Raw genomic sequence first — 22630 nt, 5'->3', positions numbered from 1 at the left:
TACTGGAAGTCGGTTGCGGAACAACGTAGCGCCGGGCGCCGCCCGGCCGACAGGAGGAGCCCTCGGCGGAGGTCACCGCCGAGGGTGTGGAGCGGGTCGGTCCGGCCCCGCTCCGCCCACCTCCTCCCGGCGCACCGCCACCGCCGCCCGGTGGCCCGGCGGGACGGCGATGTCGGCCAGGAGCCAGCCGCCCGGGGAGGCCGGTGCCGGTCCGGCACCCACGTACTCCGTCGACGGGTCCCCGCCCAGGCCGATGCCGAGCCCTTTCAGGTACGCCTCCTTCCTGGTCCACACCCGGGCGAAGGCGGCCGGCCGCAACGGGGGCGCCAGCGCGGCGAGTTCCGCCGCCTCCAGAGGGTGGACGACATCGGCCGCCTCCAGGAGGGTGCGCGGGTCCGGTACGGGTTCGACGTCCACGCCGACCGGGGTGGCGGCGACGGCGATCAGGCTCAGGCCCTCGCAGTGCGAGAGCGAGAAGTGCAGGGGCCCGTCCGGGAGTACGGGCCGCCCGTGCGGTTCGCCGCAGCACGGGCAGGGCGCCCGGGCCACCGACACCGTGCGCGGGGCGATACCCAGGTGGTTGCCGAGGACCCGGCGCAGTCCGACGTGGGCGCACAGATAGGTGGCGCGGTCGGTGGGGCGGCGGAACTCGTCGGCCCGGGCCAGTTCGGCCGGGCCGAGCACGAGCGGGGCATACCGGGTCGCGGTCTCCTCGTGCGCGGCGGTGGCCACCAGCCAGAGCTGCGGGCGGCCCGGTCCCGGCCCGGCCGGCGGGGGCAGCGCGGCGGGCAGCGGGGGGAGTGCGGTGGGCAGGAGGACGGATTCGAGAACGGGTGACGGACGGGGGTCCAGCAGGGACATGGCTGCCTCACACGGCTGTGGCGGTGGGCTCGGGGGCGGCGGGGACCTCCGTCGTGCCGGGGGCCTTCCGCGTCAGGGGGGCGCGCAGGGCGAGCGTGGCGGCGATCGGCGAGAACAGTGCGACGCACGCGCACAGCAGCCAGGTGCCGGTCACGCCCAGGGGCGCGGAGAGCGAACTGAAGACGGCCAGGGACAGGGGCGCGGCCCCGATGCTGGACAGCGAGAACGTGGACATCGCGGCGCCCACCTTTCCCTCGGGGACGGCCTGTTGGTACGCGGTGACCAGGGCGGGCCCGTTGAGCCCCGAGAACAGGCCGACCGCGCACGCCGTGACCGCGAGGACGGCCGGCGAGGGCACCAGGGCCATCGACCCCATACCCACGGCGAGCCCGGTGCCGGTGACGACCAGCTTGACCGGGACCGGGATGCGGTGGGCGAGAGCGGCACCGGCCGCCGCCGACGCCAGGGCACCCGCGCTGAACGCGGTCAGGGCCGCCGCGACCGAGCCGATGCCCCAGCCCTCGCCGGACGCGCGCAGCGGAAGGGCCACCTCGGCCGGCCAGAGGAACGCGAAGTCCATGCAGAAGCAGGCGACGAACATCCAGCGCAGCCGGGGGTGGGCGCCCAGGAGCAGGAGCCCGTCACCGGAGCGCCGGAACAACGACGGACGCGGCCCGGTGCCGTGCTCCGGCCGGGTCATGCCCCGGGTCACATGGAACGCGCAGACCAGCCAGACGGCGCACCCGGCCGCCGAGACGAGCATGACCCCGGACAGGCTGCCCGCCACCACCAGCCAGGCGCCCAGCGGCGATCCGGCGATCGGGGCCAGCCGCATCACCATGGAGAACAGCGAGTTGGCGCGGCCCAGGTGCTCCTGGGGCGCCAGCCGGGTGAGCAGGACGCCCGACGCCGGGCCGGTCAGACCCAGCAGCGAGCCCTCGACCACCGCGACGGCCATCAACGGCCAGACGCTGTCGGCGCCCGCGGTGACCAGAGCGCCGGTCACGAGGACGGCGAGCCGGGTGGACGTGGCCCGGAGGAGGACCGCGCGCGGGCCGAGGGAGTCGGCGAGCGCGCCGCCGAACAGCAGCATCAGGGCGCGCGGCAGCGTGGAGGCGAGGATGACGAGCGTGACCGCGGACCGGCCGCCGAGCTGGACGGCCGTCCAGTTCATGGCGATGATCAGCGCGAAGCTGCCGCACTGCACGGCCGCCTGGCCGGTGACGAAGCTGCCGATGCGCCGCCAGTCGGGAGCGAGGCCCGCCTCGGACGGCGGGGCGGTGGGATTCGTTGTCATGGGTTCGGCTTCCTGGGTCGGCGTTATGCGGAGAGGGGAGTACGGCTCGTCGCGCGAGTGGTTCAGCGACGCGTCACGCGGACGTCGACGCCCGTGTCGTCGCCGCGCAGCGCCGCCGCGACGGCCAGCGCGGCGGCCCGGCCGACGGCGCGCCGCAGGGCCCGCCGGTCGCGCGCGGCCCGGGTGCGGCCGGGGGCGTGGAGTTCCAGGCGGCCGCCGAGGTAACCCCGGCCCGCCTCGGCCAGGGCACGCTGCACGGCCGGCAGGGCCGCGTCGGCCACGGGGTCCCGGCCGCCGGCGTCGCGCACGGCGTGGCCGGCGGGCCCGACGGTGACGCCGGGGGCCTCCCGCAGCAGGAACCTGGCCCGGACGGTGCGGTGCCGGCCGGTGACGCGGTGGGGCCGGCCGGCCGGGGAGGGCCGGCCCTCGGCGGCGCGCCGCGCGGCGGACCTCGCCCGCCCGTTCACCGCGTCGCTCCGGCGGCCGCCGGGCCGGCGGGCAGCGGCGCTCCGGTGTCGAAGGGGCCGCCGTCCGGCCACCACAGGTCCTCGGGGCCCAGTGCGCCGACGTCGTACTTGCCCAACGCGCTCACCAGGAGCCGAAGTTCGAGAGCGATGCTCTCGGCGAGGCGCACCAGCCCCTGCTCCGGGTCCTCGTCCACGGCGACGAGCGCGGCGCGGCCGAGGCCGGCGGCCGTGGCGCCCAGGGCGAGGGCGCGCAGGACGCGTCCGCCCTCCCACATCCCGCCGCTCGCCAGCAGGCAGCCCCCGGGCCGCCCGATCCGGCGCAGGCACTCGGCGAGCGGCAGCCCGACCTGGTCGAGGAAGACCCGGGGCGCCCAGCCGGTGCCGCCCTCCGCGCCGTCCACGGTGACGGCGTCGGCCCCGGCGGCCCAGGCGGTGCGGGCGGCGTGCGCGATGTCGCGGCCCGGGTGGAACTTCACCCACGTACGGGCCTTGGGGAAGTTGTTCCGCATGAAGCGCAGCTGCTGGCGCAGGATCTCGTCGGTGAAGGTGCCGGGCGTGGCGCAGCGCAGCCGGCGCTCGTCGTCCGCGCCGAACGCGTCGGTGACCGTGAACCGGTCCGCCAGCTGCTCCGCCTCCGCGCCCCCGACGACGGTCATCCCGCCGAGTCCGGGCTTGGCGCCCTGACCGGTCTTCAACTCGAAAGCAAGGCGCCCCGATTCGAGGAGCGGCCGGGTGGCGGGGTCGCTGTAGAGGAGGTTCCAGACCTCCGAGTCGGCGTCCTCGGTGGACTGCTGGACGACGATCCCGCCGACACCCTCGGGCGCCCCTTCGAGGTACGCCTCGATGCGCGCGAGGAGCGCGGAGCGGGCGGCGTCCCCGCCGCGCCGGTAGCCGTGCACGGGGACCATGTTCTCGCCGATGACCATGGGGATGCCGAGGCGGCCGGCCTGCCGGGACGCCCGCACGGCCAGGTCGCCGCTGCCCGCCCGGGTGGACCCGAACGCCGACAGGTACAGCGGCAGCGAGGCGGTGAATCCACCGGTCCGGCAAACCAGTTCGACGTCACCGGACTCCGGCTCGCGGGCCAGGTCGATCAGCTTCTCCAGCCGCTCCGGCATGAAGACGGGCGGGACGATCCTGGACCGGTCGAGCGCGTCCGTGCCGGCCGCACGCCCGGGGCCGAAGAGCTCGGTCCCGTACGAGCCGGGGTCGGGGAACACCGCGGCGGTGCCGTGCCGGGCGCGGGCGCGGATCTCGTCCTCGGGGAGGCCGGGGGCGGCGAGGGCGCTCACGGGGCGATCACCCCGGGGAGCTTCGGGTAGGCGCTGACCTGCCACAGCGAGTCGAGGCCGGTGAGGAAGCGGACGAGGCGCTGGAGGCCCATCCCGAAACCGGCGCTGGCCGGGATGCCCTCCCGGGCCTCCTTCAGGTACCAGGCGTACTTGGCGGGGTTCTCGCCGCTCTCGCGCATCCGCGTGACGATGGTGGCGTAGTCCGCCTCGCGCTCACTGCCCGAGACCAGCTCGCCGTAGCCGTGCGGGGCGATCAGGTCGAAGTTCCGCAGGACGCCGGGGCGTTCGGGGTCCTCGCGGTCGTAGAAGCCGCGCGAGCCCTTCGGGTAGTCGTTGATGAAGAACGGCCGGTCGCTCTCCAGCGAGAGGAGCCGTTCGCCGGTCCAGTCGATCTCGCTGTCCGGGCTCTGCGGGTGCCCGGAGGCGAGGAGCCGGGAGACCGCCTCCCGGTGGGTGCACACGTCGTACTTTCCGCTGCGCACGTCCGCGAAATCCGCCTCCTGGCGCCCCAGTTCGGCGAGAACACCGGGAACGGCGGTCCACACGTGCTCGGCGACATGGGTGAGGAGCCCGGCGGCGACCTCCTGCGCGTCCTCGCGGCTCGCGCCGGCGATCTCCACGTCGATCTGGTGGAACTCGACCAGATGGCGGCCCGTGGTCGCGGTCTCCTCCGGCTCCACGCGGACGTTGGGCGCGATGTAGAACAGCTTCGGGAAGCCGTGCAGCGACGCCTGCTTGTACAGGATGGCGCTGGTCATCAGCTTGTACGGGCGGCCGTAGTAGTCGACGTCCAGGGCCTTGGCCCCCCGGCCGCCCGGGTCGGTGACGGGTCCGACGAGCGGGGGCAGCAGCTCCGTGAAGCCCGACCGCCGCAGGAACTCGCGTGCCGCGTACAGGGCCTCCTGCTGGACGAGCATGGCGGCGCGCAGCTGCGGGGAGCGCAGGTGCTCACCGAGCGGCGGCGGCAGGGCGGGGCCTGCGGGCTGCGGGGCGTTGTCCATGACGGGCTCCTGTTCGTGGCGGTGGTGAGGGGTGTCGGTACGTGGCCGGTGCGTGGTCAGGGGGCGGGCCGGCGGCCGGTCGTAGCGGTCGGCCATGTGGTGGAGGGCGGTGAGGAGGCCGTTCGCGGTGAGCGGCGCCAGATCGGCCGGGGCGTCGGGGCGGATCGGCATCGCGCCGGTGTCCGACCAGCGCAGCCGGCCGTCCGCGCCGATGACGCTGCGGGAGCGGCCCGCGTTGTCCGGGTGGAGGCAGAACGGCACGTCGAGCAGGCCGCGTTCGAAGGCGGCGGGCAGCGCGCGGGACAGGTCGGGGTGCAGCCCGAGCACGGCTTCCACCAGGGCCCGGGACTCCGCGTAGACCTCGGAGTCGCCCGGGCCTCCCGGCAGCGGCGGACCGGCGAGCGCGGCGGCCGCCGCGGCGGTCTCCAGGGCGCGGACGTTTTCGGCGACGGTCGGGATGCGGCGGGATTCGGCGGTCGTCTTCACGAGGAGCCGGTCCGCCCCCGCCCGCACCGCCAGCCGTGCCGACGCTTCGAGCAGCCGGGTCGCCCCGCGCTCGGTGCGCGGATAGACGCCCATGTACGTGTAGAGGACGACATGATGGTCGACGCCCGCCGGCAGCAGCTCACCGGCCAGCCGGCGCAGGGCCCGTATCGCCTCCTCGTCCTGGCCCGGGTCCGTCTGCTGGGCGTAGCTCGACGAGACGCTGCGCACCCCGTGCTGGGCGAAGAACAGGCATTCCAGCACGCTCGTCGCGACGAGCAGCCCGGGCGGGCAGAGCTGGCCGAGCAGGCAGCCGCCGAAGCTTTCGAGGTGCGGAACCGAACCGGGGCGGGCGTGTCCGGCGAGGAGTTCGCACCCCTCGGCCCAGGCGGCGACGGACTCGCGCAGCGGCGTGCGGCCGTACGGCAGGCAGTAGGAGACGGGCCCGCCCTCGGTCGCGTCGAGGCCTGCGGCGAGCAGGGCCCGGACGATGGCCTGCGGGCGGGCGGAGCCGTGGCGGACCTGGACCGGGAAGCCGTCGTCGTGGACCCCGTCGAGCAGGGCGCGGGTGACGGCGGGCGGGTGCGTCGCGATCGGGTAGCCGTTGAGGGCGTCCCCGTCGGCGAGCGCGGCCCGGGCGCCCGCGAGGTCGCCGACGCGGGTGTAGCTGTCGATGGTGAGCGTGCCGGCGGTCGTGGCCGCGGCGGCCCTGGTCCGCTCCAGGCCCGTACGCATGGCGCGCGGGTCGCCGAAACCCATGCGGGGCTGGACCACCAGCCGCCCGGCGGCGGCCGAGGCCGCGACGTACGCCCCGAACGGCCGCGGCGCGCCGGCGGTCACGCTCCCACCCCGGCGGGGGTCGCGAGGAACGCGCACAGGGTGTCCAGGTCGCCGGCCCCGTCCCCGAGGACGGCGTCGCAGCCCGCCGCGTACAGCCGGGCCGCCTCCGCCTCCCGGGAGTGGCCGGCCGTGCCCAGCTTGCCGCCGACGGCCACCGGCAGGGCGGCCAGACCCGGTTCGGCCCGCAGCGCGCGCACGGCGGCGAGCGCGTCCCGGTAACCGTGGCCGTTGACGCTGCTCAGCACGACCGCGTCGGGGGCATGCCGGCGACAGGCGGCCGTGAGCAGACGGGGACTCGCACAGGGGCCCAGCGCGACGACGTCGTGCCCCCGCTCCTCCAGGAACAGCCCGAGATACACGAGGTTCCAGGTATGGGAGTCCGAAGCGGTTCCGCTCAGGAGTATCTTCATGCCTTCGACGTTATTTGTCCAAAGGCTTTCCGGGCGGAAGTCGGAGCGGAAGTCGAGCGGCAGCAACGGGCGGCAGTTTCCCTTTTCCGCGTTTCCCGAAAAGGAGGCCGGCGGACATACGGAAATGCCGTGTCCCCGCAGGAGCTGCGGGGACACGGCACGGGTGCGGCGGCCGGTCAGGTGTACTGGGCGACCAGGCTCCGGGGGCGGATGTCGGTCCAGTGCGCGGTGATGTACTCCAGGGCCTCGGAGCGGTTACCCGGCCCCCAGACACCCTCCCAGCCTGCCGGGACATCGGCGAAGGCCGGCCACAGGGAGTGCTGGCCCTCGTCGTTCACCACGACGTGGAAGGAGCCCTCGGCGTCGTCGAAGGGGTTCGCGATGTCGCTCATGAATAACTCCTCGTTTCGTTTTCCCGCAGGCTTTTCTCCTGCAGTGCGGAGAGTTTCTCCGCGATGACTGTTCCGATGTGCGCGAGAGACTCTTCCTCGGCCATCCGTAGATGTGTGGATTCCACGGTGTGGTTTTCGACCGGGCCCGTCAGATACGGACTCCAGGTGGCGGCCAGCGCGCCTTCCGGTTCGCCGGGCCGGCGGGCGGTGAAGAAGACCGCTCCGGTGTCCGCGACCTCGGGCACGTGCCGCGCCATGAGGGCCGCGTGGGTCTCGGAGGCCCGCAGCACCGCACGTATCTCCTCGGTGCTGAAGCCGCCGAGCACCGGGTCCACCGCCTCCGGCAGCGCGTCCTTCCCGGGCGCCGCCTCCCGTTCCGCCGGCGGCAGCACCGACACGCTGCCCGGCCCGGTCTGGTGGACGTCCATCAGCGCGAGCAGTTCGACGTGCTGACCGGCCGCGCGGAGCCGTACGGCCATGGTGTGGGCGACGATCCCGCCGAAGGACCAGCCGAGCAGCCGGTACGGGCCCCAGGGCTGGACCTGCCGGATGCGTTCCAGGTAGTCGTCGGCCATCTCCTCGACGGTGCGCGGGAGGTGGCCGGGCTCGCTCAGCGCGCGGGCCTGGAGGGCGTACAGCGGCTGGTCGTCCCCGAGGTGCCGGGCCAGGCCCGCGTACGACCAGCCGACCCCGGTCCCCGGGTGCACGCAGAACAGCGGACGGCGGGTGCCCCGGGTGTTCAGCGGGAGCAGCACGCCCATCGCGCCGGCCGTGCCGTCCGGGTCCTGCGCCCCCAGCAGCCCGGCCAGGGTCGGGGCGCGGAACAGGTCACGGACGGTGCGGTCGATGCCGAGGACCGACCGCACCCGGCTCACCAGGCGCACCCCGAGCAGCGAGTGCCCGCCCAGCGTGAAGAAGTTGTCGTCCAGACCGACCCGGGGCGCGCCCAGGATCTCGGCGAACAGCCCGCACAGCACCTCCTCCCGGGCGTTCCGCGGCGCCCGGTGCTCGACGGCGGGCCGGTCCGGCGCGGGCAGCGCCCGGCGGTCCGGCTTCCCGTTGACCGTCAGCGGCACGGCGTCCAGGACGACGACCGCCGAAGGCACCAGATGGGCGGGCAGCGCGGTACGGGCCAGGGCGAGGACGTCCGCCCCGGTGACCACGGCCCCGGCGCGCGGCACCACGTACCCGACGAGGTTCCGCTCGCCCGGCCGGTCCTCGCGTACGACCGCGAGAGCCTGCCCGACCGAGGGGTGCGCGGCGAGCGCGTGCTCCACCTCGCCCGGCTCGATCCGGACCCCGCGCAGTTTGACCTGGCCGTCCGCCCGCCCCAGGAACCGCAGTTCGCCCTCCGGCGTCCAAACGACCCGGTCGCCGGTGCGGTACATGCGGCTGCCGTCCGCCTCGAACGGGTCGGGCACGAACCGCTCGGCCGTCAGATCCGGGCGCCCGGTGTACCCGCGTGCCACGTGCGCACCGGCGATGTACAGCTCGCCGGGCACGCCCGGCGGCACGGGCCGCAGCGCCGCGTCCAGGACATGGCTCCGGGTGTTGTCCATGGGCCGGCCCAGGTGCAGCCCGGCCGCGCCGAGCGCGCCCCGGCCACCGGTGAGCCACTGGTTGTGCGAGGCGAACGTCGTCTCGGTGGGACCGTAGGAGTGGACGAGGACGGTGTCCGGGCAGTGCGTCAGGACCCGCTGCACGGCGGTGGGCGAGGCGACGTCGCCGCCCGTCCACACCTCGCGCAGCAGCCGCAGCGTGTCCAGCGCCTCGTCGGCCATCACATGGAACAGACCCACGGTGAAGTAGGCGGCGGTGACGCCGTGTTCGCGGACCGCGCGGCCGGTCTCCGCGAGGTCGGTGCCGTCACCGCGCATGACGACCAGACTGCCTCCGCCGAGGAGCGGCACCCACATCTCGAACACCGAGGCGTCGAACCCGGTCGCCGAGTGGACCAGCATCCGGTGCGGACCGCCGGCGGTGGTGTCGCGGTCGGCGGCCAGCTCGGTCACGTTGCGATGGGTGACGCCGACGCCCTTGGGGCGGCCGGTCGACCCGGACGTGAACATCACGTACATCAGGTCGTCCCCGTCGACCGCCACGGCCTCGCGGTCCGTCGGCGGCGCGTCCACGGCGGGCGCGTCGACCAGGAGGACCGGTACGGAGACCTCCTCCGGCACCGTGCCCGCCCGCCCCGTGTCCGTCGCTACGAGGCGGACGCCCGCGTCCTGGACCATCAGCGCGATCCGGGCCCCGGGCAGGGCGGGGTCCAGCGGGACATGGGCGGCCCCGCACTTGAGGACCGCGAGCGCGGTGACCACCAGCGGCGCACCGCGTTCCAGCAGCACCCCGACGGTGTCCCCCCTGCGCACCCCGGCCGCCTGCAGCCGGGCGGCCAGCGCGTCGGCGCGCGCGTCGAGTTCGCCGTAGCCGACGGTCCCCGCATCGGTGATCAGCGCGGGCGCCCCGGGCGTGCGAGCGGCCCGGCGGGCGATCGCCTCGTGGACGGGGGCCCGGTCGCGGGTCACGGTGGCCGTGTCGTTGTACTCCGCGACCAGCCGGAACCGCTCGGCGTCGGTGAGCAGGTCCACCGCCCCGATCCGTACGCCGGGGTCGGCGGCGACGGCGTGCAGCAGACGCCCGACGTGGGCGGCGAGCAGCGCGGCGGTGGCGGCGTCGAACAGATCGGTGGCGTACTCCAGCCCGCCCGCCAGACCGGCCGGCCGCCCCGCCTCGTCCTTCCGCTCCCACAGGGCGAGGGTCAGGTCGAACTTGGTGGACAGCGTTTCCAGCGGGGCGGGTTCGGCCCGGAGCAGCGGGCCTTCGGCGCGGTCGGCCGAGTAGTCGTGGTGGAGCTGTACGACGAACTGGGCCAGCGGGTGGTGGGCGGTGGAGCGGGCCGGGTTGAGGTGTTCCACGATCCGGTCGAAGGGGAGCCGCTGATGGGCGTAGGCGGCGAGATCGGTGTCGCGTACCCGCCCCAGCAGCTCGGTGAACTCCGGGTCACCCGACGTGTCGGTGCGCAGGACCAGCGTGTTGACGAAGAAGCCGACCAGTTCGCTCAGGGCCTCGTCGTCGCGCCCCGCCGTCATGGTGGCCAGCGGCAGGTCGGTGCCGGCCCCGTGCCGGGTCAGGACGGCGGCGAGGGCGGCTTGCAGCACCATGAAGAGGGTCGCCCCCTGGCGCCGGGCCAGCTCCTCCAGGGCCTGGTGGGTGGCTGCGTCCACGGCGAGCGGCGCATGGCCGCCCCGGTGGGTGGCCTCGGCCGGGCGGGGCCGGGCGGCGGGCAGTTCGAGGACGGGCGGCGCCCCGGCGAGGGCCCGTTCCCAGAACGCGAGGTGGCCGTGCGCCGCCGGTCCGTCGAGAAGTTCCTGCTGCCAGAGCGTGTAGTCGGCGTACTGGACGGGAAGCGGCTCCCAGCCCGGTGCGCGGCCCTCGGCGCGGGCGGCGTAGGCGGCGCCCAGGTCCGCGAGCAGCGGGCCCGTCGACCAGCCGTCGGCGGCGATGTGGTGGACGAGCAGGACGAGGACCTGGCCGCCGCCGACGTCCGGGGTGAGCAGGGCGGCCCGCAGCGGGAGTTCCCCGGCCAGGTCGAAGACGTGCCCGGCGGCCGAGGCGACCGCCGCCCGGAACCGCCCGGCCGGCACGGTACGCACGTCGAGCACGGGCCGGGCGCCCGCCACGATCTCCTGGTACGGCTCCCCGTCGACCGAGGGGCAGCGGGTCCGCAGCACCTCGTGGCGCTCCACCAGATCGGCCAAGGCGCGTCCGAGCACATCGGCGTCCAGTGGCTCGGCCGGGCGCAGCACCAGCGGGATGTTGTACGAGGCGCTGGGCCCTTCCAGCGCGTCGATGAACCAGAGTCTGCGCTGTGCCCGGGACAGCGGCAGCCGCTCCGGCCGCTCCGTGCGGCGGACGAGCGCGGGTCCCGCGTCCCCGGCGCCCCGGTCCTCCGCGATGCGGCGCGCCAGGGCGGCCGGGGTCGGGGCGAGGAGCAGGTCCCGGACGTGGACGTCGACGCCCAGCCGGGCTCTGATCCGGTTGGCGAGCCGCACCCCGCTCATCGAGTGGCCGCCGATGGTGAAGAACCCCTCGTCCGGGCCGACCCCGTCCAGCCCCAGGATCTCCGCGAACATCTCCCGCAGGGTGTCCACGTGTTCCGCGTCCGGTGCGCCACCGGTCCGGGCCGCCTCGGCGTCGGCGGCCTGCCGGGCGGCGAGGGCCGCGACGCGCTCACGGCGTCCGACGAGGGCCCGCCGCTCTTCGTCGCCCAGCAGCCCGGCGTCGGCGACGGATGCCCCGGGCCGCTCGGCAGCCGTGCGCAGGGCGCGTTCCAGGGCGCCCAGCAGGAGGCGGGCGGTGTCCTCGTCGAGGACGTCACGCGCGTACTCCAGGGCGAGTTCGAGGCCGGCGGGCGTGCCGTCGGCGGCGCGGTGCTCCACGCACGCGGCGGTCAGGTCGAACTTGGTGGTCGCGGGGCCCTCCGCCCGGAAGCGGCCGGTGAGCGGGCCGAACGCGAAGGGCGCGTCGGCCGGGGCGGCGGTGCGCAGGGTCAGCATCGTCTGGAAGAGCGGGTGCACCCCTGGCGTGCGCGGCGGGTTCAGGTGCTCCACCAGCAGGTCGAAGGGGAGGCCCTGGTGCTCGTAGGCGGCGAGGTCCGCGTCCCGTACCCGCTCCAGCAGCTCGGCGAACGCCGGGTCACCCGATGTGTCCGTCGGCAGGACCAGCGTGTTGACGAAGAAGCCGACGAGCGCCCCCAGCGCCTCGTCGTCCCGCCCCGCGACCGGCGTGCCCACGGCGACCCGCTCTCCGCACCCCGCCGCCCGCAGCGCGAGGGCCAGCGCCGCCTGGATCACCATCAGCATGCTCGCGCCGTGTGCGTCGGCCAGCAGGGCGAGCCGGCTGTGCGCGTCCGGGCCGAGGCGCGTGGAGACCACACCGCCCCGGTGATTCGGCGCGGCCGGGCGCGGCCGGTCCAGCGGCAGAGCAGTGACGGCAGGCAGCCCGTCCAGCTCCGCGCGCCAGTGGGCGAGCCCGCGCGCCACGGCGGAGTCCGGGTCGTCGGCCGTACCGAGGACGTCGTGCTGCCAGAGGGTGTAGTCGGCGTACTGGACGGGAAGCGGCTCCTGCTCCGGCGCACGCCCCTCGGCACGGGCGGCGTACGCGGTGGCCAGGTCGTTCATCAGCGGGACCAGCGACCAGCCGTCGCCCGCCACGTGGTGCAGCAGCACCGCCAGGACCGCCGCCGGGCCCTCGTCCCCCTCCGGCACGAACAGCGCGACCCGCAAGGGCAGTTCCCGTGCCAGGTCGAACGTCTCGGAGACGAAGTCCTGGACCCGTTCCCGTAGCTCACCGGCCGGGCACTCGACCGTACGGGCCCGCACCGCGGACGCGCCCAGCACATGCTGGTACGGCTCGTCCTCCGGTGCCAGGAACACGGTCCGCAGCACCTCGTGCCGCTCGGCGAGATCGGTGACGGCGGCGGCGAGCGCCGCCCGGTCGGGCACCCCGTCCAGCTCCAGAACGATCGGCATGTTGTACGCGCAGGACGGGCCGTCCAGCTGGTCCAGCAGCCACAGTCGGCGCTGCGCGTGTGAGAGCGGCACCCGGTCATCGGCGGGCAACGGCTCCTCGTGGACGACCGGAAGCCGCGGGTCCGTGGTCCGCAGCGCCTTGCGGTTGATCTTCCCGGAGCTGGTACGGGGCAGTGCGACGACGATCCCCACGGCGGCGGGCACGGCGGCGGCGGGCATGCGCGCGCGCACCAGGCCGCGCAGCTCCTCGGCCCCCACCCCGCCCTCGGTGACGACGAACGCGACGAGCCGCTTGACCCCGTCCGCGTCCTGCTGGGCGACGACGGCGGCCTCCCGGACCTTCGGATGGGAGGCCAGGACCGAGTCGACGGCGGCGGGGTCGATGCGCTGCCCGCCGATCTTCACCTCGTCGTCCAGCCGCCCGTGGTACAGGATCTGCCGGTCCTCACCGATCGTGACGAGGTCCCCGGTGCGATAGGCGCGCTCCCCGTCCAGCTCGGTGAAGCGGCGGGCGTTCAGCTCCGGGTTGCTCAGATAGCCGTACGACAACCCGCCCCCGAGAAGCCACAGTTCACCGCCGACAACGGCCGCCCGGACCCCGGGCAGCGGCCGGCCGATCGGCACCGGACCGTCCCCGTGCCGGGTCAGGTCGGCGACCGTCGCCACCACCGTGGTCTCCGTGGGACCGTACGCGTTCAGCAGCCGCACCCGCTCCCCGGACAGCTCCCGCCACTGGGCGACCCGCTCCGGGAGGGCCGCCTCCCCGTAGATGATCACCGTGTCCAGGCAGCCGGGCAGGCGCACCGCACCGGTGCCGAGGACGTGGACCAGCTCGTGCCAGTACGCGGCCGGCAGGTCGAGCACCGTGATCCCGTGCCGCGCGCAGCCGGCGAGCAGATCGCGTACGTCCAGCATGTCGTCGGTACGCAGCACCAGCGTCCCGCCCGCGCCCAGCGTGGCGAACACCTCCTGCACGCTCGCGTCGAAGTGCAGCGGCGAGAACTGGAGGACCCGGGAAGCGGGTCCGATGCCGTACGCGGGGACGGCGCCCGCGATGAAGTGCGCGAGCGAGTCGTGGGCGACGACGACCCCGTTGGGGGTGCCCGTGGACCCGGAGGTGTAGATCACGTACGCGGCACCGGCGGGTGCCCCCGGACCGGGCAGGACGAGTTCACCGACGGCCGCCACCTCGGCGGGCGTGGGCGCGGATTCGCCGCAGCTGTCCTGGAGGATGGCCGCGTTCCGCGCGTCGGGCGCCTGGATGTCGAGGGGCAGATAGGCGGCGCCGGTGTCGAGCACGGCGAGGAGGCCGACGACGGCGTCGATCCCACGGGGGCGGTGGAGGGCGACCAGCCGCCCCGGACCCGCACCCTCGGCGGCGAGGGCGCCCGCCCGCTCCCGCACGGCGGCGGCGAGCCGCGCGTAGGTCAGCCGGTCGGAGCCGTGGACCAGGGCGACCGCGTCGGGGCGGGTGCGCGCCTGGTGGGCGATGAGGTCCAGCACCGGCGGGGCGGTCGAGGGAGAGGGGCCGCCGTCGAGCAGGTCGTCCGTTCTGATGGGGGGCATCCTGGGGTTTCCTCCGTCTGGGGCGCCGAGAGACCGGGGCGAACGGTTCCTCTCGCCTCCGTGCCCTTCACGCTAGGGGCCCCCGGCCGCCCCTCTCGGCAGTCCGCCCGGCAGCTCCGAGCGGCAGAAAGCGGGGGCGGAGAGCTGCCGCTCCCGCCCCCGCCCCGCGCCCTCACCCCTGCCGGGCACCCGCCCTGGTCCGGCGCCGCAGCGCCGGGGCGGCCACCGGCCCGGCGTCCTCCGGCTCCATCGCGTCGGCCACGGCCCCGGCGAGCCGCCGGGAGAGCGTCGCCGCCGTCGGGTTGCGGAACACGTCGCGCAACGTCAGGTCCTGGCCGAACTCCGAGCGGATCCGGTTCAGCAGACGCACCGCCAGCAGCGAGTGCCCGCCGGACTTGAAGAAGTTGTCGTCCGCCCCGACGTCCCGCCCGCCCAGCACCTCCCGGAAGATCCCGAGCAGCCGCCCGTCCGCGTCACCGCCGGCCCCCGGCGCGGCGGTCGAGGCCGTAGCGGCGTCCTCCTCGGACAGCTCCACCGGGACCTCACCCGGTGCGGGCAGCCAGGCCGCCCGCACCACCCGGGCCGGCGCCAGGTACTCGGGCAGCCGCTCGGCGGCCCAAGCGCGCAACGCGCTCTCGGCGGGCGGCGTCCCCGGGGCGCAGGTGACGAAGGCCAGCAGCCGCCCGTCCCGTACGAGGACCCGCGCACCGGTCACCGCGGGGTGACGGTTGAGGACCCCCTCCACCTGCCCGGGCTCCACCGGATAGCCGTGCACGCTCTGGACGGCCACGGGCCGCAGTGCCCCGTCCACGCCCCGGTACGCCCGCCGCCCGGTGGCGCGCAGCCCACCGCCCGACGCCGGCTCGTGCACCTGGCCCGGCACCCGGACCGGCGCCCGGCGTCCCTGCGCGTCGAGCACCACCTCCGGACCGCCCGGCGCGGGCTCCCCGCCACCCAACGCGGACAGCGGTGCGTCCGGCTCCGCCGCGCACGCCTCCAGCGTCTCGGCGAGGCGCCGGACCAGCAGGGCGGCGGTCTCCGCGTCGTACAACGCCGTGGCGTACTCCAGCACGCCCCGCAGCCCGGCCCGCTCCCCGTCCGGGCCCACCGTCTCGCTGAGCGCGAACGTCAGGTCCGACTTGGCGCCCGCGCCCCGGAACGCCACCGGCTCGCCGTCCAGCGCGGACCCTGTGGCCTCGGACTCGCCCGCCCCCGCCGCGTGCACCTGAAGCATCACCTGGACGAGCGGCGCGTGCGCGGACGAGCGGTGCGGGCTCAGGTGCTCCACGAGCCGGTCGAACGGCAGGTCCTGGTTGCTGTACGCGCCCAGGCCCCCGTCGCGGACCCGGCGCACCAGCTCCCGGAAGGCCGGGTCGCCCGAGGTGTCCGTGCGCAGCACCAGCGTGTTCACGAAGAACCCGACGAGCGGGTGCAGCGCCTCGTCGCCCCGGCCCGCCACGGTGGTGCCGATCGCCAGGTCCTCGCCGGCCCCGTGCCGCGTCAGCAGCGCGGCGAGCGCGGCCTGGACCACCATGAACAGGGTGACGCCGTTCTCCCGGGCGCACCGCAGCAGCGCCCGATGGGTCTCGGCGCCCACCTCGAACCGCGCGAGCGCGCCCCGCCCGTCCGGCTCCGGCCTCCTCGGCCGGTCGGTGGGCAGCGCCAGCAGCGGCGGCATCCCGTCGAGCGCGGCACGCCAGTACGCCAGCTGCTCACCGGCCACCCCGTGCTCACCGTCCAGCAACTCGTGCTGCCACAACGTGTAGTCGGCGTACTGGACGGGAAGCGGCTGCCACCCGGGCGCCCGGCCCTCGCACCTGGCCCGGTAGGCCCGGTCCAGGTCGGTGAGCAGGCAGCCGGTGGACCAGCCGTCCCCGGCGATGTGGTGCACCAGCAGCACCAGCACCTGGCCCCCGTCCGCCTCCTCCAGGAGCCAGGCCCGGAACGGGATCTCCGCCGCGAGGTCGAACACGTACCCGGCGGCGGCGTCCACGGCCGCCCGCAGCTCCTCCGGCCCGCCCGTCCGCACCACGTCGAGCACGGGCTCGGCGTGCGCCAGCACCTCCTGGTACGGCTCCCCGTCCGCCGACCTGTGCACCGTGCGCAGCACCTCGTGCCGTCGTACGACATCGGCGAGCGCGGCGCGGAAGGCGGCAGGCTCGACCGGGCGGCGCAGCCGGGTCACCACCGGGATGTTGTACGTGGCGCTCGGCCCCTCCAACTGACCGACGAACCAGAGCCGTTGCTGAGCGGCGGACAGCGGGAGCCGCGTCGGCCGCAGGGCCGCGGGCACCGGGCGCAGCGGCGGCCGGACCGGGCCGTCGCCCTGCTCGGCGAGCCGGCGCAGCAGCCGGGCGGGCGTCGGCGCCAGGAACACGTCACGGATGGCGGCCTGGACCCCGAGCGCCTTGCGGACGCGGTTGGTGAGCTTCCCGGCGAGCAGCGAGTGCCCGCCCAGCTTGAAGAAGCTGTCGTCCGGGCCGACCTCGTCCCGGCCCAGGACCTCCGCGAACAGGCCGCGAAGGATCTCCTCGCGCGGGTCGGCGGCGGGGGTGCGCCGGTCCTCGCCGTCGAGCGGGTCGCCCTGGGTGGCGGCGGTCCGCTCCGCGGCCCGGGTCAGGGCCTCGTGACGGCGGTCGATCGCCTCGCGGTCCGAGGCGGTGAGCAGGCCGGTCCGGCTGAGGGGTGTGCCGGCCGGCTGTTCGGCGTACGCGGTCAGCGCGCGGTGGAACAGGGTGAGGAGCAGGCGCGCCGTCTCCGCGTCGTACAGGTCGGTCGCGTACTGGAGGCCGAGCAGCACCCCGGCGGGATCGCCGTCGGGGCCGTACGTCTCGGCGCAGTTGAAGCTCAGGTCGAACTTGGCGGTGGCCAGGTCCGCGGCGTCGAGGGTGCCGGATACGGCGCCCAGGGTGCAGGTGGTGTCCTGCGCGGTCTGCGTGGTCAGCATGACCTGGAAGAAGGGGTGCAGGCCGAGGGACCTTTCCGGGTTGAGGTCCTCGACGAGCAGGTCGAACGGCAGGTCCTCGTGGGCCATGGCGGCCAGGTCCCGCTCCCGGACCCGGTCGAGCAGCGTGCCGAGGTCCGGGTCGTCGGACAGGTCGGCCCGCAGGGCGAGCGAGTTGACGAAGAAGCCGACGAGGTCGTGCAGATCCTCCTCGGGCCGCCCCGCCACGGGCGTCCCCACCACCACGTCGGGCCCCGCCCCCGCCGCCCCCAGTGCGGCGCAGAGGGCGGCCCGGGCGGTCATGAAGAACGTCGCGCGGTGGGCGCGGGCGGTCCCGGCGAGCGCCTTGTGGGCGGTGGCGGAGAGGCGGGCGGTGACCAGCGCTCCCCGGTGGCTCGGCTCGGCGGGGCGGGGGCGGTCGGCGGGCAGCCGGGTCGCGGCCGGTGCGCCGTCCAGAGCCGCACGCCAGTGGGCGAGTTGTTCGTGCGCCAGGCTGTCGGGATCGGCGGGGTCGCCGAGCATGTCCCGCTGCCACAGCGCGTAGTCCGCGTACTGCACGGGCAGGGGTTCCCACCCGGGTGCGCGGCCCTCGCACCGTGCCGTGTAGGCGCGGTCGAGGTCGTTGAGCAGGCAGCCGACGGACCAGCCGTCGGTCGCGATGTGGTGCACCAGGAGCACCAGCACGGCGCATCCGTCGTGGCCCGTGAACAGCCGGGCCCGCAGCGGCAGATCACACGTGACGTCGAACGGCAGCCGAACGAAGGCGGTGACCAGCGCGTCCACGTCGTCGCCCGGCCCGCACTCCCGTACCTCCAGGCGCACACCGGGATCGCCGGCGATGTGCTGGTACGGCTCCCCGTCCACGGCCTTGTAGACCGTACGGAGCACTTCGTGGCGGTCCACGACGTCACGGACGGCCGCCTCCAGGGCCGACCGGTCGGGCGTGGCCTCCAGACGCAGCACGACGGGCGCGTTGTACGCGGCCGACGGGCCTTCGAGACGGTTCAGGAACCACAGCCGGTGCTGGGCGTACGAGAGGGGGATCACGGTTACTGCTCCTCGGGGACGACGGGGGCGGGCGGGAGGACGGGCCGGTGCGGAGGCGGGGGTCAGCCATCCTTGGCAGCCGTCAACTCCTCGATGTGGGCGGCGAGGTCACGCAGCCTCGGGTGCGCGTAGACCGCCTTCACCGGCAGCGCGACGGAGAGTTCGGCACGTACCCGGGAGACCAGCTTGATGGCGAGCAGCGAGTGGCCGCCCAGCTTGAAGAAGTTGTCGTCGGGGCCGATCGAGGCGGCCCCCAGGACCTGCGCCCACACCCGGGCGATCAGCTCCTCGGCCCGACCGTCGAGCCCGGCGTCCTGCTCCGGGGCCTCGGCCGCCTCGATCCGGGCCGGCAGCGCGGACCGGTCCAGCTTGCCGCTGGGCGTCGTCGCGAACCGGTCGACGGCGACGAACGCGGACGGCGTCATGTACGACGGCAGCGCCCGCGCCACGGCGTCACGCAGCGCGGTGGCGTCCCCACCCCGGTGGTAGGCGATCAGGCACGGGGTGCCCCCGGCGTCCTCGCCCAGGATCACCGCCGCCTCGGTGGCGCCCGCCCGGCTCAGGGTCGCCTCGATCTCCTGCACCTCGATGCGGTGGCCGCGCAGCTTCACCTGTCCGTCGAGCCGTCCGAGGTGCACGAGGCGCCCGTCCGGCAGCAGCCGGCAGCGGTCCCCGGTGCGGTACATGCGGCCCCCCGGCGTGCCGAACGGGTCGGCGACGAAACGCTGGGCGGTCAGCCAGGGGCTGCCCCGGTAGCCGCGAGCGATCCGGGGCCCGGCGAGATACAGCTCTCCGGACTCACCCGGCCCGACCGGCGCCAGGTGGGCGTCGAGCAGCCGCATCCGCAGCCCGGGGAGCACCGCACCGATGTGCGGCTCGCCCGGCTCCTCGATCCAGCCCGCCGTCGCGTCGACCGTGCACTCGGTGGGCCCGTACACGTTCACCGCGCGCAGCACACCCGCCCGGTGCGCCTCGGCCAGCCGGTCCCAGAGTGCCGGGCCGATCGCCTCGCCGCCGACGAGCAGGGTCAGCGGGCGCGGACCGCCGTCCGGGGTGAGCAGGTCCAGGAGCGGTTCGGCGTGCGACGGGGTGATGTCGAGATCGGTGAGCGCCTGCGCGTCGATGAACGCGGCCAGCAGGGCCGGGTCGCGGCGGGTCTCCTCGTCCGTCATCACCAGCGTGTCCCCGCGCGACAGCCGCACCCACTGCTGCACCGACGCGTCGAACGACGGCGACGCGTTCCACCCGACCCGCCGCGCCTCGCCGCTCGCCGCGCCCTCGCCCTCCAGCTCCCGCAACAGCAGCGAGGCCGAACCGCGCGCGATCTCCACGCCCTTGGGACGGCCCGTGGAGCCGGAGGTGTAGATGACGTACGCGAGTGCCCCCGGCCCCACCGGCACCGGCGCGAACGAGCCGCCCGGAAGCGCGGTCAGGTCGCCGACCGTGACCGCCCGGGGGCCGGGAAGCGCGACACCGGTGCCGTCGGTGACCACCAGGTCGGCGCCGGAGTCCTCAAGGAGCAACCGACGCCGCTCCTCGGGGAGCGCCGGGTCCACGGGGAGGTAGGCGGCGCCCGCCGTGAGAGTGCCGATGATCGCGGTGACCAGGTCGGCCCCCCGCGGCAGGCAGAGCGCCACGACGCTCTCCGGACCGGCGCCCGTCCGGGCGATTCCGGCCGCGAAGGAGGCGGCCTGCCGGCGGAGCTGGTCGAACGTCATCTCCCGGCCCCCCGCGACCACGGCGGTGCGGTCACCGGGCACGGTCGCGAGGCGGGTCATCAGGTCGGCCGCGCCGGTCCCGGCGGCGGCGCACGTCTCGCAGGGGCAGTCGGCGGGGTGGGCGGCCGGGACGGCAGGGGCGGTCGCGCGCTCGGGGAGTACGGCGGTCATGGCGGGGCTCACTTTCCGTACAGGGTGGTGGAGGGGGCGGAGGCGGGCGAGCAGTCGGACAGCGGCACCGGCTCGCCCATCGCGACGAGGATCTTCCGGTCGCCGGTGAACGCCTCGCGGCCGTGCGCGCAGAGGATGTTGTCCACGAGCATCACATCCCCGGCCTGCCAGGTCTCCCGTACGGTGACCGCCTGGTACGCGTCGTTGATCGCGTCCACCTCCGCGTCGGTGAGGGCGGTGCCGTCACCGAGGTACGTGTTGAACGGCAGCCCGTCCGCACCGAACGTCTCGACCAGCACCTCGCGGACGTCCTCGTCCAGGCTGCGGGCGTTCCAGAAGGCGAAGTGGTTGAACCAGACCCGCTCACCGGTCACCGGGTGCGTGATGATCGCCGAACGCCGCTGCCGCGTACGCAGGGTGTCCTCGTCCAGCCACTCGTAGCCGATGGCGTGCGCCTCGCAGTACTCCTCGGCACCGGCCGGGTCCTCCGAGGAGAACGCCTTGCGCCACGGCATGCCCGCCAGGTCCGAGTAGTTGCGCACCAGCAGCCAGCCGGCCTCCGCGAACCGCGCGGTGAGCTCCGGCGGCAGCTTGGCGAGCGCCGCCCGCATGTCACCGACCGTCGTGGCGCCACCGGTCTCGGGAGCGGTGACGCAGCCGAAGAGCAGCACACCGGGGAAGTCCAGCGTGTAGCTGTTCTCGTTGTGCAGCCGGATCGGCTGGACGGCCGGCAGGTCCGTGGACGAGAACACGCCCTCACCGAAGTCGGTGCGCGGGGTGGCCTTCTCCTTGTAGCCGGCCCGCTCCGCGACGAGCGCGTCCCGCGCCTCGGCGAACGTCGCCGCGTCCCGCACGGGCAGGCCGCGCAGCATGACCGCGCCGGATCTGTGCAACTCGGCCTGGATCGCGGACCGCTGGGTGGTCAGCCACGCGGTGGCCTCCGCCATGGTGCCGAACTCCGGGGTAGGGACGATCACCGGCTTGCCGGGCTCCCGGACGGGGACGATACCGGCGGCGGTGGCGGGCGGCTGGGCGAGAGCGGTCACGATGGGTTCCTCTTCCTCGGCTTGCTTCGAACGAAGTCGGGTGGGTGGTTACGCGGACGCGGCGGCGGAGTCGCGAACGGCGTCCAGGACCGGGTTCAGGCGGGCGAAGAAGCCCGGCAGGTCCTGCTGGAAGTAGAAGTGGTCGCCGGGCAGCAGCTGCGGCACCACCTCGTGGCCCGTCACCCGCGACCAGCCGGCGAGCAGGTCCACCGGTACGATCCGGTCCTCGGACCCGCCGAACACGGACACCGGGCAGTCGAGCCGGGCGTCCGGGGCAGTGCACCGGTAGGCGTCGTCGATCGCGAAGTCGGCCCGGATGGACGGCAGGACGATCTCCCGCAGCTCCGGGTCGTCGAGGATGCCGTCGTCGGTGCCGCCGCGCTCCTTGATGGCAGCGACCAGCTCGTCGTCGTCCAGCCGTTCCGGGTGCACCGGGCACTGGTTCGGCAGCACCGGCGCCCGGCACGCGGACGCGATCAGCAACCGCGGCGTGCGGCCGGCGGCCCGCAGGGCGCGTACCACCTCGAAGGCGACCAGTGACCCCATGCTGTGGCCCAGGACCACCAGCTCGCCGGTGTCGGCGGGCAGCGAGTCCACCACGGGCTGTGCCAGGTCGTCCACGGACAGCGGCAGGTCCTCGCAGTAGCGGGCGCCGCGGCCGGGGTACTGACCGATCAGCAGCCGCACATCGGCCGGCAGGTGCTCGCGCCAGCCGCCGTAGGCGTGGGCGTTGCCCCCGGCGTGCGGCAGCACCAGCAGCGACAGGCGGTGCGGGCCGGTACCGGGAAGGTCCCAGACGACGTCTTCGGGGGCGGGGGACACGGAGGTCATGAGCTGATCCGTTCTGTCTCGGTACGACGGCGGAGGGTGGGCCTGGCCTTCTTGGCGGCCGGCGCGGACTTCAGCGCGGTGATGTGCTCGGCGAGCCGGGCCGGTGTCGGGTGCTCGAAGACGTCGCGGACGGTGAGCCGGACGTCCAGGGAGACCGCGATGTGGTTGGTGAGGCGGGCGCCCAGGAGGGAGTGGCCGCCGTGGTGGAAGAAGTCGTCATCGATGCTCAGCGCTTGCTCGGCCCCCAGCGTGCGGGCGAAGAGGCCGGTCAGGGTCTCCTCCAGCGGGTTGCGCGGGGCGCGGCCCTGGGAGGTGACGGCGGCCGGTTCGGGGAGGGCGCGTCGGTCGATCTTGCCGTTGGGGGTGAGGGGGAGGCGGTCGAGGACGGTGAGGTGGGTGGGGACCATGTGCTCGGGCAGGCGGGCGGTGAGGTGGCGGCGGATGTCCTCCGTGGCCGTCCCGGTGTCGGTGACCACGTAGGCGGCGAGGAGGCGGCGGTGAGTGGTGACCGTGGCCTGGGTGATGCCCGGGTGGGTGAGGAGCGCGGCCTCCACCTCGGCGGGTTCGATGCGGAAGCCCCGGATCTTGACCTGGTTGTCGGCGCGCCCGTGGTAGTGGAGGTGGCCGCTCCGGTCGAAGTGGGCGAGGTCGCCGGTGCGGTAGAGGCGGGTGCCGGGTTGGCCGTAGGGGTTGGGGGTGAAGGTGGTTGCGGTGAGGTCGGGGCGGTTGA

Annotated in this window: 13 protein-coding genes; all 13 read right to left on the bottom strand. The window is 75.0% G+C overall.

What is annotated here, in order from left to right; genetic code table 11:
* Positions 1-72: 72 nt before the first annotated feature.
* Positions 73-861, bottom strand: a complete 789-nt coding sequence (locus tag ACN6LM_RS28840) for a 4'-phosphopantetheinyl transferase family protein (RefSeq protein ID WP_445068316.1) — start codon at positions 859-861, stop codon at positions 73-75.
* Between the two features lie 7 nt (positions 862-868).
* Positions 869-2158 carry an MFS transporter gene (locus tag ACN6LM_RS28835; protein WP_445068315.1) on the bottom strand — a complete coding sequence of 430 codons (1290 nt, stop codon included), beginning with the start codon at positions 2156-2158 and terminating at the stop codon, positions 869-871.
* A 62-nt stretch (positions 2159-2220) separates the two neighbouring features.
* On the bottom strand, positions 2221-2625 hold the full coding sequence (locus tag ACN6LM_RS28830) for a hypothetical protein (RefSeq protein ID WP_445068314.1): 405 nt from the start codon (positions 2623-2625) through the stop codon (positions 2221-2223).
* The gene (locus ACN6LM_RS28825; protein ID WP_445068313.1) at positions 2622-3917 is read right to left on the bottom strand and encodes a glutamate synthase-related protein; all 1296 of its coding nucleotides are present in this window, start codon (positions 3915-3917) and stop codon (positions 2622-2624) included. Before ACN6LM_RS28825 ends, ACN6LM_RS28830 begins: the two co-directional genes overlap by 4 nt.
* Positions 3914-6241 carry an amino acid--tRNA ligase-related protein gene (locus ACN6LM_RS28820; RefSeq protein WP_445068312.1) on the bottom strand — a complete coding sequence of 776 codons (2328 nt, stop codon included), beginning with the start codon at positions 6239-6241 and terminating at the stop codon, positions 3914-3916. Before ACN6LM_RS28820 ends, ACN6LM_RS28825 begins: the two co-directional genes overlap by 4 nt.
* Positions 6238-6651: a cobalamin B12-binding domain-containing protein gene (locus ACN6LM_RS28815; RefSeq protein ID WP_445068311.1), complete on the bottom strand. Its 414-nt coding sequence runs from the start codon at positions 6649-6651 to the stop codon at positions 6238-6240. Before ACN6LM_RS28815 ends, ACN6LM_RS28820 begins: the two co-directional genes overlap by 4 nt.
* A gap of 176 nt (positions 6652-6827) precedes the next feature.
* Positions 6828-7043 (bottom strand): MbtH family protein, encoded by a 216-nt coding sequence (locus tag ACN6LM_RS28810; RefSeq protein WP_445068310.1) that lies wholly within the window; start codon positions 7041-7043, stop codon positions 6828-6830.
* Positions 7040-14143: an amino acid adenylation domain-containing protein gene (locus ACN6LM_RS28805; RefSeq protein WP_445068309.1), complete on the bottom strand. Its 7104-nt coding sequence runs from the start codon at positions 14141-14143 to the stop codon at positions 7040-7042. Before ACN6LM_RS28805 ends, ACN6LM_RS28810 begins: the two co-directional genes overlap by 4 nt.
* 172 nt (positions 14144-14315) lie before the next feature.
* A complete protein-coding gene (locus ACN6LM_RS28800; protein WP_445068308.1) occupies positions 14316-18134 on the bottom strand; it encodes a condensation domain-containing protein in 3819 nt (1272 codons plus the stop codon).
* 62 nt (positions 18135-18196) lie between these two features.
* Positions 18197-20023: a non-ribosomal peptide synthetase gene (locus ACN6LM_RS28795; RefSeq protein ID WP_445068307.1), complete on the bottom strand. Its 1827-nt coding sequence runs from the start codon at positions 20021-20023 to the stop codon at positions 18197-18199.
* A gap of 8 nt (positions 20024-20031) precedes the next feature.
* Entirely contained in the window at positions 20032-21069 is a 1038-nt protein-coding gene (locus tag ACN6LM_RS28790) for a TauD/TfdA family dioxygenase (RefSeq protein ID WP_445068306.1), read from the bottom strand.
* 48 nt (positions 21070-21117) lie between these two features.
* Positions 21118-21900, bottom strand: a complete 783-nt coding sequence (locus ACN6LM_RS28785) for a thioesterase II family protein (protein ID WP_445068305.1) — start codon at positions 21898-21900, stop codon at positions 21118-21120.
* The coding region (locus tag ACN6LM_RS28780; protein ID WP_445068304.1) for a phosphopantetheine-binding protein at positions 21897-22630 on the bottom strand (734 nt) is incomplete at its 5' end. The genes ACN6LM_RS28785 and ACN6LM_RS28780, both read right to left, overlap by 4 nt.

This window comes from Streptomyces sp. SAS_281, from assembly GCF_052542855.1.
Note: the sequence above shows the minus strand (reverse complement) of the source record. Positions and strands in the feature narration are given on the sequence as shown.

Coding starts and splice junctions, on each gene's coding strand:
- ACN6LM_RS28840 (WP_445068316.1), bottom strand. CDS start 861: ATGTCCCTGCTGGACCCCCGTCCGTCACCCGTTCTCGAATCCGTCCTC.
- ACN6LM_RS28835 (WP_445068315.1), bottom strand. CDS start 2,158: ATGACAACGAATCCCACCGCCCCGCCGTCCGAGGCGGGCCTCGCTCCC.
- ACN6LM_RS28815 (WP_445068311.1), bottom strand. CDS start 6,651: ATGAAGATACTCCTGAGCGGAACCGCTTCGGACTCCCATACCTGGAAC.
- ACN6LM_RS28810 (WP_445068310.1), bottom strand. CDS start 7,043: ATGAGCGACATCGCGAACCCCTTCGACGACGCCGAGGGCTCCTTCCAC.
- ACN6LM_RS28805 (WP_445068309.1), bottom strand. CDS start 14,143: ATGCCCCCCATCAGAACGGACGACCTGCTCGACGGCGGCCCCTCTCCC.
- ACN6LM_RS28795 (WP_445068307.1), bottom strand. CDS start 20,023: ATGACCGCCGTACTCCCCGAGCGCGCGACCGCCCCTGCCGTCCCGGCC.
- ACN6LM_RS28785 (WP_445068305.1), bottom strand. CDS start 21,900: ATGACCTCCGTGTCCCCCGCCCCCGAAGACGTCGTCTGGGACCTTCCC.